Annotated in this window: 10 protein-coding genes; 4 read left to right on the top strand and 6 right to left on the bottom strand. The window is 39.7% G+C overall.

Features of this window, described 5'->3' with window-relative positions:
* Nucleotides 1–338: 338 nt before the first annotated feature.
* Both PHT93_RS08295 and PHT93_RS08290 read right to left on the bottom strand, forming a co-directional pair.
* On the bottom strand, nt 339–1,640 hold the full coding sequence (locus PHT93_RS08295) for an O-acetylhomoserine aminocarboxypropyltransferase/cysteine synthase (protein WP_300241686.1): 1,302 nt from the start codon (nt 1,638–1,640) through the stop codon (nt 339–341).
* A gap of 101 nt (nt 1,641–1,741) precedes the next feature.
* Nucleotides 1,742–2,599 carry a hypothetical protein gene (locus PHT93_RS08290; protein ID WP_300241684.1) on the bottom strand — a complete coding sequence of 286 codons (858 nt, stop codon included), beginning with the start codon at nt 2,597–2,599 and terminating at the stop codon, nt 1,742–1,744.
* Between the two features lie 299 nt (nt 2,600–2,898).
* Between PHT93_RS08290 and PHT93_RS08285 the strand changes: the two genes are divergently transcribed.
* A complete protein-coding gene (locus tag PHT93_RS08285; protein WP_300241683.1) occupies nt 2,899–4,182 on the top strand; it encodes an O-acetylhomoserine aminocarboxypropyltransferase/cysteine synthase family protein in 1,284 nt (427 codons plus the stop codon).
* Between the two features lie 709 nt (nt 4,183–4,891).
* Here PHT93_RS08285 and PHT93_RS08280 read toward each other — a convergent pair.
* The 3 genes from PHT93_RS08280 to PHT93_RS08270 all read right to left on the bottom strand — a co-directional run bounded on the left by PHT93_RS08280 (nt 4,892) and on the right by PHT93_RS08270 (nt 9,128).
* Nucleotides 4,892–6,046: a glycosyltransferase family protein gene (locus PHT93_RS08280; RefSeq protein WP_300241681.1), complete on the bottom strand. Its 1,155-nt coding sequence runs from the start codon at nt 6,044–6,046 to the stop codon at nt 4,892–4,894.
* The gene (locus PHT93_RS08275; RefSeq protein WP_300241679.1) at nt 6,043–6,846 is read right to left on the bottom strand and encodes a UDP-2,3-diacylglucosamine diphosphatase; all 804 of its coding nucleotides are present in this window, start codon (nt 6,844–6,846) and stop codon (nt 6,043–6,045) included. Before PHT93_RS08275 ends, PHT93_RS08280 begins: the two co-directional genes overlap by 4 nt.
* A gap of 125 nt (nt 6,847–6,971) precedes the next feature.
* Nucleotides 6,972–9,128 (bottom strand): elongation factor G, encoded by a 2,157-nt coding sequence (locus PHT93_RS08270; protein ID WP_300241677.1) that lies wholly within the window; start codon nt 9,126–9,128, stop codon nt 6,972–6,974.
* A 337-nt stretch (nt 9,129–9,465) separates the two neighbouring features.
* Here PHT93_RS08270 and hemW point away from each other — a divergent pair, with 337 nt between their 5' ends.
* The 3 genes from hemW to PHT93_RS08255 all read left to right on the top strand — a co-directional run bounded on the left by hemW (nt 9,466) and on the right by PHT93_RS08255 (nt 11,473).
* The gene (hemW, locus tag PHT93_RS08265; protein WP_300241675.1) at nt 9,466–10,593 is read left to right on the top strand and encodes a radical SAM family heme chaperone HemW; all 1,128 of its coding nucleotides are present in this window, start codon (nt 9,466–9,468) and stop codon (nt 10,591–10,593) included.
* Nucleotides 10,594–10,734: 141 nt separating this feature from the next.
* The gene (locus PHT93_RS08260; RefSeq protein WP_300241673.1) at nt 10,735–11,310 is read left to right on the top strand and encodes a zeta toxin family protein; all 576 of its coding nucleotides are present in this window, start codon (nt 10,735–10,737) and stop codon (nt 11,308–11,310) included.
* The gene (locus PHT93_RS08255; protein ID WP_300241670.1) at nt 11,303–11,473 is read left to right on the top strand and encodes a hypothetical protein; all 171 of its coding nucleotides are present in this window, start codon (nt 11,303–11,305) and stop codon (nt 11,471–11,473) included. The genes PHT93_RS08260 and PHT93_RS08255 overlap by 8 nt, the downstream gene beginning before the upstream one ends.
* 72 nt (nt 11,474–11,545) lie before the next feature.
* On the opposite strand, the gene PHT93_RS08250 is transcribed toward PHT93_RS08255, so the two are convergent.
* The gene (locus PHT93_RS08250; protein ID WP_300241669.1) at nt 11,546–13,705 is read right to left on the bottom strand and encodes a S46 family peptidase; all 2,160 of its coding nucleotides are present in this window, start codon (nt 13,703–13,705) and stop codon (nt 11,546–11,548) included.
* Between the last annotated feature and the right edge of the window lie 9 nt (nt 13,706–13,714).

Genomic DNA, 13,714 nt, shown 5'->3' with positions numbered 1-13,714 from the left:
AAATCGTGATTGTTTATACAAAGGCAATCACATTACAGTTCTTAGCGAACAAAGATAATGATAAGAATCATACAAACAATAGTTTCTTTTCCTTTTTTATCTCTTTGCGGGTATTCTTATCCATTGATTATCTTTCCTTGTACGAAACATACTTATCTCTTGACAAAACCCTTTAATCAAGAAACAACAAAGGATGTACTTTCACAGTGCACCCTTTGTTATATGATAACCTAATTAATCTACATTTGTCTAAACATCACCTTTTAGTGTCCTTCCATTAGGTAAGGAAGGAACGAATTGTTACTAATCAAAAACGAATCAATACTTAATTATGGAAATTATAATTGAGAAAAGGCTTGGTTAAGGTCGTTCTTAATATCTTCTATATGTTCTATACCTGCAGATATTCGCAATAAACCAGGCACGGCGCCTGATGCGACTTTATCCGTCTCGGATAGTTGTTCGTGGGTGGTTGCTGCCGGGTGAATGATTAATGTTTTCGCATCTCCTACATTTGCCAAATGACTTATCAGCTTGAGTCCGTCTATTACTTTATCGGCAGCTTCACTACCGGCTTTTAACTTAAAAGAAAGCACTCCTCCAAATCCGTTTTTCAGGTATTTCTTTGCTAATACATGATATGGACTGCTTTCCAAACCAGGATAGTTTACATATTCCACTTCCGGACGTTGCTCCAACCATTTCGCCAGCTCTAACGCATTTGCAACATGGCGTTCTACGCGAAGAGACAAGGTTTCAAGCCCTTGCAAAAGAAGAAAAGAGTTGAAAGGACTAATCGTCGTACCCCAGTCACGTATTCCTTCAACTCTTGCGCGCAAGGTAAAGGCAATATTACCCGTAGGACTATCGAAACCGAAATGATCCCAGAACACCAATCCATGATAACTTGGAGAGGGCTCTGTAAAAACAGGAAATTTACCATTTCCCCAATTAAATTTTCCACTATCCACAATCACTCCTCCTAACGCAGTGCCGTGTCCACCGATCCATTTTGTAGCACTTTCCACCACAACACTCGCGCCATGTTCTAATGGACGAAAGATAGCACCTCCAGCTCCGAAAGTATTATCCACAATCAAAGGAATGTCATGTTTATCCGCTACTGCAGCAATCGCTTCGAAGTCGGGTATATTCAGATCCGGATTTCCAATCGTTTCCAAATAAATCGCTTTAGTCTTCTCATCAATCAGCTTTTCAAACTCAGCCGGATCATCGGATGGTGTGAAACGCACTTCAATTCCCAGACGCTTAAACTGATTCTTGAACTGATTATAGGTACCACCATATAAATGAGAGGTGGACACAAAATTATCTCCAACTTCCAATATATTATTTATTGCAATAAATTGAGCTCCTTGTCCGGAGGATGTAGCCACAGCCGATGCTCCACCTTCTAAAGCCGCAATACGTTTTTCAAACACATCGGTGGTCGGGTTCATCAGGCGAGTATATATATTGCCGAATTTACGAAGACCGAATAAATCCGCCCCGTCTTTGGCATCGTCAAATACATAAGATGTAGTTTGATAAATAGGTACCGCTCTCGCATGTGTTGTTGGGTCAGTTACTTGTCCGGCGTGAACCTGCAATGTCTCAAATTTAAAGTTTTCTATAGCCATAATTCTTTACTATTTAATATGGCACAAATATATATTGTCATCAAAATGCAAACAATCACATAAACATGGCATTCCATATACCATATATAAGGTAGATAAACTCAATATGTAATCCGAATCTGGCTAAGGTCAAAGCGATTATTAGTTTGCGTCACCGGATAATTTTCATCATTATAATCATAAGTCCAGACAACTTCAGTAACAGCATCATCTTCCGGCGCAACCTCGTCTATGGTTACACCCAATATATTATTCACATGGCAATCAAACAATTTGTTATAATCTCCAAAATAAGCTCTATTTCTATAAGCTCTATATGCATAATACCAAAGAGGCAAATCTATTTTCGAAATTGCTCCGGGCTTATCGTCATATTCGTAAGTATATGTAGCAACCTTCTCATTTGTTTCCTTATTATAAATGGTTAGCTTCAGCAGACTTTCCATTGTCGGATCGTAAGCAAAATCTCCATAATACAGCCCCTCCTGAAGCGGGCTCTCTGCTTTATCTGGATCAGAAGAGTAAAATCCTAATTCGGTTATTCTCATGGGTAGCCCTCCGAAAACATCAATTTCCCATTTATAAACATCAAAACTGGGTTCACCTGAAGATTCAATCCGGATTTTATTATTATCCATTTTCTGAAATTTCGTAAAGGCATGTCCATCTGCCACAGCCTTATCCTCCGGAGCATAACTCACGGAAACAAGATCATCATTTTCGTATTCATATGACGCCACAGAACCTTTAATTTCTTTAATTTCAGAAAGTTTATCTCCGTCATAATAGAAATAAACTTTGGAACCGTCCTCTTTCTGAATCATACTCGGTTTCCCGTTTTCTTTAGTAAGCTTTAGATTATCGTCGTTTTTATCACAAGACAAAAAACATATAAAAGAGAGAATTAAAAGGGATAGATTAACAGCTGCTCTCATCAGATTATTTTTTAAGTTATACATTAGAGCCTGTTTAAATTTTTATAGGATATTTCTTGAGGGCTTGTTTCGGTCTTCTTTCGTCTTCTTTTTTGCTTATCTGCATCTCCGCATTCAATCACATAGCCCGCTATGCTCATTCATGCGGATATACAACTAAACAAAAAATAAAACGAAATAAGCCACGAATAAAAATTTAAACAGGCTCTATATTAATAGAGATGAAGAAAAAAAGCGACATGCTGCATTGATAGCAAAGATATACTATTCATTTTTTGTACTTTTAGGCCAATTAAATAATTGGATAATCAGAATTTAAATAGATGAAAAAACAGATGAGGCCGGAGACGCTCTGCGTTCAGGCAGGTTGGCAACCTAAAAAAGGAGAACCACGCGTTCTGCCTATTTATCAAAGTACGACTTTTAAGTATGAAACAAGTGAACAAATGGCTAAGCTTTTCGATCTGGAGGAAAGCGGTTATTTTTATACCCGACTACAAAACCCGACAAACGATGCCGTAGCTGCTAAAATAGCCGCTTTAGAAGGAGGAGTAGCCGCTATGCTGACTTCTTCAGGACAGGCCGCCAACTTTTTCACGATATTCAATATTTGCGGGGCGGGAGATCATCTCGTCAGCGCAACCGGAATTTATGGAGGGACGTACAATCTATTAGCCGTCACATTGAAAAAATTAGGTATTGAATGTACTTTTATCGACCAGGATGCTTCTGAAGAAGAGATAACAAAGGCATTCCGTCCCAACACCAAGCTTTTGTTTGGTGAAACAATCTCAAATCCGGGTGTAATGATACTTGATATTGAGAAATTTGCGCGAATAGCTCATTCTCAAGGTGTGCCTCTTGTTGTTGACAATACGTTTGCAACACCGATCAATTGTCTCCCTTTTGAGTATGGCGCCGATATCGTTACACATTCCACGACTAAATATATGGACGGTCACGCGACGAATGTTGGCGGTTGCATTGTGGATAGTGGTAATTTCGACTGGGAGGCATACGCTGAAAAATATCCGGGGCTATGCCAACCCGACCCTTCTTATCATGGATTAACCTACACAAAAACATTTGGGAAACTGGCTTTTATCACAAAGGCAACCAGTCAGTTGATGCGTGATTTAGGCTCAATACAATCGCCACAAAACGCATTCCTGCTTAATCTGGGTCTGGAAACGTTACACTTACGTATGCCTCAACATTGCAAAAACGCTCAGGCAGTAGCCGAATGGTTAGAAAAAAATGAAAAAGTCAAATGGGTTTGTTATCCGGGACTAAAAAATAACAAACACTACCACCTTGCGCAGAAGTATATGCCGAAAGGAACATGTGGCGTAATGTCGTTCGGACTGAAAGGAGATCGCGAGACTGCAACCCGGTTCATGGACAGTCTTGAGTTAGCCGCAATTGTTACTCACGTGGCTGATGCTCGCACTTGTGTTTTACATCCCGCCAGCCACACACACCGACAACTAAGCGAACAACAACTAATTGAAGCGGGCATCGCCCCTGATCTGATTCGTCTGTCTGTTGGTATAGAAAATGTGGAAGATATAATTGCCGATTTAGAACAAGCCTTGGAAAAAATATAACAACCTATTGTAAAAGACGTACTGTTTGTACGTCTTTTACATTTTTCCGAAACATTTCAAAAAAAAGCCTCCATCAATTTCCCTAAAAAAATTGATGGAGGTAATTTTTTCCGCTTTACTCTTTCGCAAGGTCTAATCACGGTGTATTTCTATTATTTTATCACTAGTTCACTTCCATTTATTTCGCCCTCACAGGTTACTTACTTTATTAGAAAAGCTAAGAAGCTACTTATCAAATTTGCTTAACTATTGTTTCATTTTCTGTGTCTGTTATCATATTCCCTTATTTATCATCCACAAGGATCAACAATAACAGCATTTCATTTAGCAGTTAGAATTGGAACAAGAAGTTTATAATCAAAACAATTCTAACTATTTTAATAAAGTTCTAACTAATCTTATATTCTATTTCGAAGATATGCTGCTCTCAGCATTTTTTCTTTTATGACAACAAAGATATAACAAAGTTTCATTATTCCAAACATAAAAGTGTTTTATTTTCGTTTATAGAGTTTTTTAATTCTTCCCGAAACACACACAAACTTATTACAAGGAAATACATATACGACATCACAGCTTTATTTTCAAAGCCAGACATCCAACAACAACAAATATACAAGATAATTTATCGATAGCAAAAAACATCAAAACAAAAACCCGTAAATTTCATTAATTGAAATTTACGGGTTACAAAAGTATCTAAATCCCCTTAAATAGATAAACTTTTACCAAGTCTGGCGATCCAATTAATAAATAGACGGTGAAATAGTCCCAGCGGAATCTCTCCCTGAAGCAAGTCTTCACGAAATTCCCTTAACACAAGCCAGTCAGACTGCTTTACCCAGTATTGGAAATCAGCATTCACCTTGTGATTATCAGACAGTTCAAGCAAAGCATCCATATCAAAAGTATCCGAAACAACCCCTGCTCCCGACTGCATTGCATCGAACGCATTGCATGCTTGTTCAATATGCGTAGGAATCATCAACACGGGTTTCCCAAGGTACATGGCCTCACAAACAGACTCAAAACCAGCTGTTGTTGCATAGGCCTTTGATCTGGCCATATAGTCTACAAACAATTTGTCATCCAGTTGATGAAAAGACAATTTATCGTCATAATCCTCTTTTTTTGAAACTCCTTTTTTGTCCCAGAAAAAATGCAACACAACATCCGGATTCTTTTCATGCCAATTTTTTACTTCTTCGGCAAAACCGCTATTCAAAAGGTAACCATGTAGATAATTTCCTTTTTCGGCTTTCGCGGCAAGCACTTCACTTCTTAAAAGAGGAGGAACTACAACCATACGTGCATTAGGCAATTCCCTCATTTTACGAAAAGAAAGAGCCAGAATTTTTGTTGCTCCAATAGTGGTCATACGTGTAAAAAAACGAAGAGAAGCTAAATGCAAACGGGCTTCATTCGGGAATTCAAAATCGGGATGAAGAAAAAGATATTGATGAGCTATACTAATCATATGTGCCTTAGGAGGTAACAAGAGATAAGCCAGACCGGTCAGCAGTTCATAAAAGTTAACCACAACCTCTGCTTCAGTTTCTTTAATCATGCGCCGGACAAAACGAATCCCGGCAATGTATTTGTGTTGCCTAAGCAAATTATATGCGATAGTCTTCGGCATATTCACCTGCTTATTTTTTGCTGTAGGAAGAAAGTTGGGACTTTCGAAGGAATAAACAGGAGCCTCTATTTTATCTGTAAAGAAAGAAGGGATACGACGAGCCGGACTTTTACCGACTAAAACGCCGACAATTGTATGCCCATCCTTCAATAGTTTTTGCCGTAAGGACAATGCTTGCGTCAGATGTCCCCGACCTTCACCTTGTACAACAAATAGTATCTTCATATTACTGCAGCGTAAGCTGATTGACGTGTTAGTAAATCTTCAGAAGAAAACGCATTCACATTATTATAGTCAACTACAGACCACTCGCCTTGTTCATCCTCCACTAAAGCAGTTAGACTTTCCACCCAGTCTCCCGAGTTTAAATAATGTATTGCCCCATAGTGCATATTAGCCGGACGATGGATATGTCCACAAATCACCCCGTCTGCTTTTTTATCTCTCGCCAGTTTAACCAACGCCTGCTCAAAGTCCGAAATATAAGACACCGCATTTTTTACTCTATGTTTAATCGCTTGTGACAATGAAAAATAGGACTTTCCACGTTTTTCGCGCATCCGGTTGTAATGCTTATTCAGCCATAGTAGAAACGTATAGCCAACGTCACCCAACCGGGCAAGCCAACGCATATTTGTGGTCACGGTATCAAAGACATCTCCGTGTGTCACATAATAACGTTTTCCGTTATCTTCAAGCATATAGTCTTTTACGATAGAAATATTAGAGAAAGTCAGTGGAGCAAGATTATCTAAAAAATCATCATGATTCCCGCGTACATATATAATTTGGGTATTCCGGGTTTCCATCATTTTCATTAGAACTTTAAAAAAGCGAGTATGTTCCTGCTTCCATTTGCGCCCAGGCTTCTGGAGTTGCCACCCATCGATGATATCTCCGTTCAGGATCAATTTATCGCAGTCAATGCTATTAAGAAAATCGGTCACTTCCTGCGTATGGGAATGTTCACTTCCTAAATGAATATCGGAGACCACTACTGTGGGATAATATTTCTTTCTGTCCATAAATCGTCTTAGTTAAGATATTGACAAAGAAACACTTCTCCTATTACAGAGTTAAGACAAAGAAATGAAAAAGAGATGTAAAAGAGGGTGCGTTATCCACACCCTCTTTTAAACAAGTGTCAAAATCAATCCTCTTCCTGAGAGGCTTCGTATTCTTTCAATAACTTATCCTGAACATCAGCCGGAACAAGTTCATAGTTTGCAAACTTCATCACAAACGAAGCACGTCCTCCGGTTATCGAACTTAGCGAAGTAGAATAATTGGACATTTCCTTCAATGGCACTTTCGCCTGAAGTTTTTCATACCCTTTCTCACTACTCATTCCCATAATAAGCGCTCTTCGTCCCTGAAGGTCACTCATTACATCACCCAGAAAATCGGCAGGCACAGAAACTTCCACATCATAAACCGGTTCCAGAATCTTAGGCCCGGCTTCTTTAAATGCTGTACTAAATGCATTACGTCCTGCAAGCATAAACGAAATTTCATTACTATCTACCGGGTGCATTTTTCCATCATACACAAGTACGCGTACATCCCGCGCATACGATCCGGTCAATGGACCTTGTTCCATTCTTGCCATAATTCCTTTTAATATAGCCGGTAGGAAACGAGCATCAATAGCTCCACCAACAATACAGTTAACGAAGACCAGTTTTCCGCCCCAGTCTAAATCCAAAATCTGCGTATCACGTACATTCATCTTATATTCCTGACCTCCGAAACGATACACATCAGGTGCAGGCATACCTTCATAATATGGTTCAACAATCAAGTGAACTTCACCGAACTGACCGGCACCACCGGATTGTTTCTTATGGCGGTAATCAGCACGTGCAGACTTTGTGATCGTTTCCCGATACGGTATTTTAGGTTCGATAAACTCGATCGCAAGTTTTTCATTGTGCTCAATACGCCATTTCAACGTGCGAAGATGGAATTCCCCCTGTCCCGAAACAATCGTTTGTTTCAATTCTTTTGATTGTTCCACAACCCATGTCGGATCTTCCTCACGCATACGCGTTAATATTTCACTCAATTTTTCAGAGTCTGCTTCATTAACAGGCTTAATCGCACGACGATATTTCGAGTTCGGATATTTCACAAAGTCAAACGTATAATCTGCACCTTTCCCGTTTAAAGTATTACCGCGACGTACATCTTTCAACTTTACCGTAGCGCCAATATCTCCTGCCATCATTTCGGGAACACCTGTTCTGTTTTGTCCCGCAGGAACAAAAAGCTGAGCAATACGTTCTTTAGAACCACGATCCGAATTCAGCAGATCGTCTCCTTCTTTCACCTTTCCGGATAGCACTTTAAAATAAGATACTTGTCCGATATGAGGCTCAACCATTGTCTTAAAGAAGAATAAACTGGCCGGTCCCGTTGAGTCTGGAGTTATTTCCTTCCCGTCTGTTGTCACCAAACGAGGCATTTTGTCCGTACAAGGAACTACATTCCCCAGAAACTCCAGCGTACGGCGCACGCACATATCACGAGCTGCAGAAACACAAAAGACAGGAAACATGCCGCGTGCCACTAATCCGGCACGGATGCCTGCACGCATATCATCCTCATTTAATGTTCCTTCTTCAAAGAATTTCTCCATCAACATATCATCATGTTCAGCAGCTGCCTCAACTAATATTTTATGCAAGTCCATAGCCTTGTCGGATTCTTCCGCAGGTATATCCAATACTTCAGGAACACCACCTTCGGGTTTCCAGCGATACATCTTCATCTTCAGGACATCCACGACAGCATTAAAATCAGCACCGGTATTTACAGGATATTGAACAGCAACAACCTTATCCCCATAGCGCTCTTTTAACTGGACAATCGTTCCATCATAGTCGGCCTTATCATTATCCAACTGGTTTACAACAAATATAACCGGCTTATGAAACTTTTCTGTATAACGGAATTGATTGATCGTCCCTACTTCTACTCCATATTGTGCATTCAATACCATTAAAGCCGTATCCGTCACATTCAACGCCGATACCGCGCCTCCGATAAAGTCATCCGATCCGGGGCAATCAATAAAATTCAGTTTCCTATCTTGCCACTCTACACTAAAAACGGTTGAGAACACTGAGTATCCATACTCCTTCTCAACCGGGAAATAATCGCTCACAGTATTTCCGGCTTCGACTGTTCCGCGACGTTTTATAACTCCACCCTCGTAAAGCATCGCTTCAGCGAGAGTGGTTTTCCCAGAGCCAGAACTTCCCAATATTGAGATGTTCTTAATTTCATCCGTTTGGTAAACTTTCATGATATTAGATTTTATTTTGTTTAACTAAAAGAATATTCCCAACAACAGAGCCTGCAAATTATATATTGTTATGGAGAATAACAATTTAAGATCGCTGTTTGAGAACATGTTTTTCACATATGCACTATTCACAAAATGAATAACAGAGTCATAAGGGCAAGGTAAATATATACTAATATACCCCCTCCAACGGAGATCAATTTTATCACCTGAAAATCAACATAAAAATCCACCTAAAATTATAAAGGATATTTTTGCAAAAATATCCTTTATAATTGGAAAAATAACCTTTATATTTTTTTATTCATTCTATCTTTGCACGAAAACGAAAAACGGAATGGCCGGACTTTATATACATGTTCCTTTTTGTGCAAAGCGGTGTATTTATTGTGATTTCTTCACCAGCACAAATCAAAGTACTAAAGCTGCTTATATAGATGCGGTCTGCAAGGAACTCGTTCTGCGGAAAGATTATCTAAATGGAGAAGCTGTTCAGACCATTTATTTCGGAGGGGGAACGCCTTCGCAACTTTCCGCTAAAGATTTTGAACGCATATTTAATGTTATCCATCAATATTATAATACGGCAAATTGTAATGAGATTACAATAGAAGCCAACCCGGATGATATGACAGAGGCGTATGTTACGTCTCTCAGACAACTCCCCTTCAACAGAGTTAGCATGGGCGTACAAAGTTTTCAGCCGGAAGATCTGGTTTTTCTGAACAGGCGCCATGACCGCCGGCAGGCAATTGACGCTGTAGCGATCTGTAAAGCGAACGGGCTTCCGAACATCAGTATAGATCTTATATACGGATTGCCCGGACAAACTCCGGAACAATGGAATCAGAACCTTGAAGAAGCAATTGCTCTGAATGTACCTCATCTTTCCGCCTATCATCTTATATACGAAGACGGAACGCCCTTAAACAAATTAAAAACATCGGGAAAAGTTATTCCTGTCAGCGAAGAGTTAAGCGAAGATTTCTTCGGTCTTCTGATAAAAAAATTAAGAATGGCCGGTTATCTGCATTACGAAATCTCCAATTTCGCCTTACCTGATTGCTTTTCCAAACACAACAGTTCCTATTGGAATGAAACGAAATATTTAGGAATAGGCCCCTCCGCCCATTCGTATGATAAAGAAAGCAGACAATGGAACGTGGCTTCAATGAAACATTATCTGAACGGCATTTCGGCCGGAACGCCGGATATGGAAAAAGAACTTTTGGACAATAATACCAAATATAATGAATACATCATCACCGGATTAAGGACAATGTGGGGAATCAATTTAGAAAAGATAGAAGAAGAATACGGAGCAGAAAAGAAACTTTTTTGCCTGAAACAAGCTGACACCTACATAAAAAACGGACTGATTTTAGAAAAAAACGACTCATTACGCCTTTCTTCGGAGGGAATTTTCATCTCAGATCGCATCATGAGTGATCTTTTATGGGTCTGACTTATGTACAAAACCCATGCTTTATCCAACAAACCTGCCGTTTTTAAGTACATTTAAGGTTAATTATCTTCACAATTATCGAAAAATAGCTTGTCGTATCAAACTATTGTATATATTTGCGCTGTGTAAAATGATGTGAAGGTGCCTTATTTATATATAATATCGGGATGCAATGGTGCAGGGAAAACGACAGCTTCTTACACTATATTACCAGAGATGCTTAAATGTAAGGAGTTTGTAAATTCAGACGAAATTGCCAAGGGGCTTTCCCCCTTTAACTCCGAGAACATTGCAGTTGCTGTTGAGGCAGGTAGAATAATGTATAAACGGATAAAAGAATTAATCGCCGCACAAGAAACTTTCGCATTGGAAACGACTTTAGCCACTCGTTCAGTTGTAAAACTGATGCAAGAGGCACAAAAAGCTGGTTATTATGTTACATTGCTTTATTTTTGGCTTAATACACCTGATTTAGCAGTAGAACGGGTAAAAATGAGAGTAGCAGCAGGCGGACATAACATTGAAGAAAGTACTATCCGCAGACGCTACGAAGCAGGAATACACAATTTGTTTGAGCTCTATTTACCGGCCAGTGATTATTGGATGATAACAGATAACTCAATGACTCCAATGGAAATCGTAGCCAAAGGATTCAAAGATCAAAAGAAAGAAATTTTTAATCCCTTTGTTTTTAAAAAACTTGAGAATCATGAATGAGAAAGAACTTAGAGAATTTGATGAGAATATCCTGAAAGGGGCAAACATCGCTTTCCAACGCTTGGTCACAGAGAAGAAGAAGGTAAATGGTGAGTTGGTCTTTTCACGTAATGGGAAAATATTCCGTGTCAAAGCTTCAGACTTAGACAAGTTCACGTTTTAAAGATTTTATTAGAAATACAAAAAAAGCGGGTAATTCTGAATTGCCCGCTTTTTCCATATATACACATCTGTTTCACTCGCTTAATTCCATTTCGTCCAGCAAATAACCGGCTCCGGCATATTTGTCTATAATAAACAGAACATAACGGACATCTACAATAATACTGCGCTGGTAATCCGGCAGGTATTGGATATCTCCTCCTACTCCTTCCCAGTTACGGTCAAAATTGATCCCAATCAGTTCTCCGTCCGCATTCAGAACAGGGCTGCCTGAGTTACCACCCGTACTGTGTGTTGAAGCGCTAAAGGCTACAGGCATCCGTCCGTCCGGCAAGGCATATCTGCCGAAGTTTTTTTCAGCATACAGTTTTTTTAATTGATCCGGCACTACAAATTCCCAATTGTCCGGGTCTTCTTTTTCCATCACCCCATCTAAGGTTGTTTGGCACTGATAATAAACCGCATCACTTGGTGAATATCCTTTCACTTGCCCGTAAGTAAGTCTTAATGAGAAATTAGCATCCGGAAAATTCGCTTTATCACCATACATTTTCAAAAGCCCTTCTACATATTTACGATGAGCCTGGGCATATCCTGCATCAAAATCAGCTAAAGCTTTTGTCAATGCTGTTTTTTCTTGCTGAACTGCTACGGCAAACTGAATCATAGGATCTTTTTCCAACGCTTTTACAGAGGGAGAAGACTTAAATTTTTCGAAGTTTCTCTCGTTACCAAAAATTGACTTTTCAAACAAGTGATCTACAAACTTATTCACATCTCCTTTAAAACGCTTATCGATAACGGCAAACCATGCCGGCTGAGAGGTCGGAGACACTAATCTGCGGTATTCCGACAACATTATCTTTGCTATTTTACGGTCCACTTCCGGCGAATAGTTTTTATCGTAAAATTTCAGGTAAGCAAGTTCAAATAAATGAAGTTGCTTTTCTTGTTCTGATTTGTTTTTTGAACGCAAAGCATCACACAAGGGTTTAATTTGAGTGGGAACACGAGCAAACTCTATTCCTCGCAACAAAGCTTCATCCAACATCCAACCACGAAAACGAAGATCTTTTCGTTCATAAACAAGTTGCTCCAGACTTAGCAAAGCTTCTTCGTAATCTGGCTGACAATTTTTCTTTCCCCATTCGATAAGCCGGTCTTGTTCCGCTTTCTTTACTTCCTCCAGATGATGTTTATTGATTGCCCAACTACTACCTATGGCATTTTTATAGGCATTCGTAGAACTGGCATATTTACTTGAATACTGAATACGTATTGCCGGATCATTAAGCATTTCTTCAAGCATAGCTTCCTGCCTCAATTCACGAATATTTATACGAACCGTATTATCAATATCCCGTCTTTCTTCGACCTCCCATGACGTATAATATTTATTTGTACGTCCGGGGAATCCCATCATCATGGCAAAGTCATTTTCCTGTACCCCTTTCAAGGATATTTTCAACCATCGCTTCGGACGAAGCGGCACATTTTTGTCTGAATATTCAGCCGGTTCACCATTTGCATCCGCATAGACACGGAATACGGAGAAATCTCCCGTATGGCGAGGCCACATCCAGTTATCCGTATCTGCTCCGAATTTTCCGATTGAAGAGGGAGGTGCTCCCACAAGGCGAACATCGGAATAAATTTTCTTGGTAAACATATAATACACATTTCCACCATAGAAGGCTTTGATTTCTACATCAACACCCGGATTGTTTTGAAGGAAAGCCTCCCCTATCCTCTCTTTAGCTAATCCGTTAAGATACTTGGGCGATAAGAAATTCATACCTGTCGGGTCTTCGTCTTTCGCAAGCCTTCCTTTGACGTAATCGGTAACATCTTCTATTTTATCTATAAACGTAACCTTTAATCCCGGATTAGGCAATTCCTGTTCACGGGATGCTGCCCAGAAGCCATTCGAAAGATAATCATGTTCCAACGTACTATGCATCTGTATCTGACTATATCCGCAATGATGATTAGTCAACAGCAAACCTTCAGGGGAAACCATCTCTCCTGTGCATCCGCCGCCAAAGATGACCACTGCGTCTTTCAGAGCCGATGAGTCGGGACTATAAATGTCATAGTCTTGCAATTTTAAACCTAACGCCTGCATTTCTGCAAACTTCTGTTGCTTCAACAATGGCAATATCCACATTCCCTCATCCGCTTTCACCGAACAAGACAAGATGGCTGCAACAATCACCAACAATCCTTTTTTCATACGTTTATT

The sequence above is a fragment of the Massilibacteroides sp. genome, from assembly GCF_028705895.1.
Lineage (GTDB): Bacteria > Bacteroidota > Bacteroidia > Bacteroidales > Tannerellaceae > Massilibacteroides.
This window is presented reverse-complemented; position numbering and strand designations above follow the sequence as displayed.

Coding starts and splice junctions, on each gene's coding strand:
- PHT93_RS08295 (WP_300241686.1), bottom strand. CDS start 1,640: ATGGCTATAGAAAACTTTAAATTTGAGACATTGCAGGTTCACGCCGGA.
- PHT93_RS08290 (WP_300241684.1), bottom strand. CDS start 2,599: ATGTATAACTTAAAAAATAATCTGATGAGAGCAGCTGTTAATCTATCC.
- PHT93_RS08285 (WP_300241683.1), top strand. CDS start 2,899: ATGAAAAAACAGATGAGGCCGGAGACGCTCTGCGTTCAGGCAGGTTGG.
- PHT93_RS08280 (WP_300241681.1), bottom strand. CDS start 6,046: ATGAAGATACTATTTGTTGTACAAGGTGAAGGTCGGGGACATCTGACG.
- PHT93_RS08275 (WP_300241679.1), bottom strand. CDS start 6,846: ATGGACAGAAAGAAATATTATCCCACAGTAGTGGTCTCCGATATTCAT.
- PHT93_RS08270 (WP_300241677.1), bottom strand. CDS start 9,128: ATGAAAGTTTACCAAACGGATGAAATTAAGAACATCTCAATATTGGGA.
- hemW (WP_300241675.1), top strand. CDS start 9,466: ATGGCCGGACTTTATATACATGTTCCTTTTTGTGCAAAGCGGTGTATT.
- PHT93_RS08255 (WP_300241670.1), top strand. CDS start 11,303: ATGAATGAGAAAGAACTTAGAGAATTTGATGAGAATATCCTGAAAGGG.
- PHT93_RS08250 (WP_300241669.1), bottom strand. CDS start 13,705: ATGAAAAAAGGATTGTTGGTGATTGTTGCAGCCATCTTGTCTTGTTCG.